At 54.8% G+C, this 1710-nt stretch carries 2 protein-coding genes and 1 pseudogene; 1 reads left to right on the forward strand and 2 read right to left on the reverse strand.

Annotation, left to right across the window (positions count from 1 at the left end):
* The first annotated feature begins 179 nt into the window (after window positions 1-179).
* A complete protein-coding gene (locus L691_RS0103800; protein ID WP_025688874.1) occupies window positions 180-449 on the forward strand; it encodes a hypothetical protein in 270 nt (89 codons plus the stop codon).
* Window positions 450-842: 393 nt separating this feature from the next.
* On the opposite strand, the gene L691_RS0103805 is transcribed toward L691_RS0103800, so the two are convergent.
* Window positions 843-1487 (reverse strand): response regulator, encoded by a 645-nt coding sequence (locus L691_RS0103805; protein WP_025688875.1) that lies wholly within the window; start codon window positions 1485-1487, stop codon window positions 843-845.
* Between the two features lie 41 nt (window positions 1488-1528).
* Window positions 1529-1710 (reverse strand): annotated as a pseudogene (locus L691_RS32470) (sensor histidine kinase); the annotation flags it as partial.

Here is a 1710-nt window from a genome sequence, read left to right on the forward strand (position 1 = left end):
GCTTCTGCATAGCGCGACCGCTCCCGATGTGCATGTACAGCTGCATAACGTGCCCCTATCGGCATACGTGTTCGGCCTCTCCCGGTATGCGTACAGCCTAACGCGCCTTTCCCTGCGCGCGTTGAGCGCGGCATAACACACGCCGGGAGCACTTGCCCTCCGTCACTGTGTAGAGGCGGATGAATGTTCAAAAGGGTGTTTGTTCAGCCGGAATTGGCGGTGTTTTCCTGCAAATCTGCAGGTTTTTCCAGGTGAATTTCGCCCGGAAAGAGGAAATAGATGCGAGGGTGCAGTTATTTGAAGCCTACACGCCGAAACGGGGAGAAGGGGTGCGAAATGCCAGCGCATTTGCAGGAACGGGTCCGGGGAGCGACTTTTTACGAGAAATAGATATACAAATGCAGGAATTCTTCGAAACCTCCTGCCGCAGCCATCCGCCTTGCCATTAGGGATCGCCTCGCTTGTTACCCATTGCAAGGGGCGGCCCCGCTTGTTGCCCACTGCAAGAGGCACCCCCGTTTGTTACCCGCTAGGCAAACACAGCTCACCGTAAGGCAAGCCTCATAACCCCACTCAAGTCGCTCTCTCATGCTGAATCACATGGCAGGCGCTGATCCTTCTCTCATGCTGAATCACATGGCAGGCACTAATCTTCTCTCATGCTGAATCACATGGCAGGCACTGATCCTCTCTCATGCTGAATCACATGGCAGGCGCTGATCCTTCTCTCAAGCTGAATCACATGGCAGGCACTGATCTCCTCTCTTGCTGAATCACACATGCAGTTACTGATTTCACAGGTGAAGCCGTCTTGTTGGCACCTCTACGAATAATGCTCGGATTCACCGTCCATTTTTCAAATAAAAAATAGCGATTTGCGTCCGGTCCCGCAGTCCCAACTTGCTCAAAATTTCGGTTATGTAGTTCTTGACCGTGCCTTCGCTTAGGAATAGCTCGGCGGCAATTTCCTTGTTCGAATGTCCTTCGGCAATCGCCGCGACGACCGACTGCTCGGTCCTGGTCAGCCCGTAGGATTCGAGCGGACAGGGGGACGTGTTCCCGGCTGCGGGCTGAAGAAAGCTCGCCAGCTTGCGGGCAATGTCGGGATGAATGAGCATATTGCCTTCATGGACCGTCTTGATGCCCTGGATAATGCGGTCCGGGGGGATATTTTTGAGCAGATAGCCGCTGGCTCCGCCTTTGAGCGCCTCGATAATATATTCGTCATCGTCGAAGGTGGTCAGCATCAGCACGGCAGCCTGCGGATAACGCTGCTTGATCAGCCGCGCTCCCTCCACGCCGTCGATGCCGGGCATACGGATATCCATCAGCACGACATCGACATCCGCCCCGTTCTCCAGCAGCTTCAGCGCCTCGCCGCCATCTCCCGCAGCCCCCGTCACCTCAATCTCTGAGTCCATGCCGACGAGTACCTTCAGACTTTCCCTTATAAAAGAATCGTCATCCACGATTACGACTTTAATCATGTTGGAAACTCCCCTTTCGGTAAGAAATCTGCTCTACCGCTCTACATAATCTCACTTTGCTTATAGACCGGCAGCTTTGTTATTACAGTGAAGGGATATGCGGTCCGGACCTCAAATGTTCCGCCGACCAGCCGGGTTCGTTCCTCCATCCCTTTTAGCCCCATGCCTCTGGCAGCGCGGGTAAGCGGCAATCCCTGGTTCACGCCGGGCAACCGTTCCGGGC

It is taken from the genome of Paenibacillus zanthoxyli JH29 (assembly GCF_000520715.1).
GTDB lineage: Bacteria > Bacillota > Bacilli > Paenibacillales > Paenibacillaceae > Paenibacillus_AQ > Paenibacillus_AQ zanthoxyli.

Bases quoted from the DNA above. Each gene is read 5' to 3' on its own strand.
- L691_RS0103800 (WP_025688874.1), top strand. From the start codon at position 180: ATGAATGTTCAAAAGGGTGTTTGTTCAGCCGGAATTGGCGGTGTTTTC.
- L691_RS0103805 (WP_025688875.1), bottom strand. From the start codon at position 1,487: ATGATTAAAGTCGTAATCGTGGATGACGATTCTTTTATAAGGGAAAGT.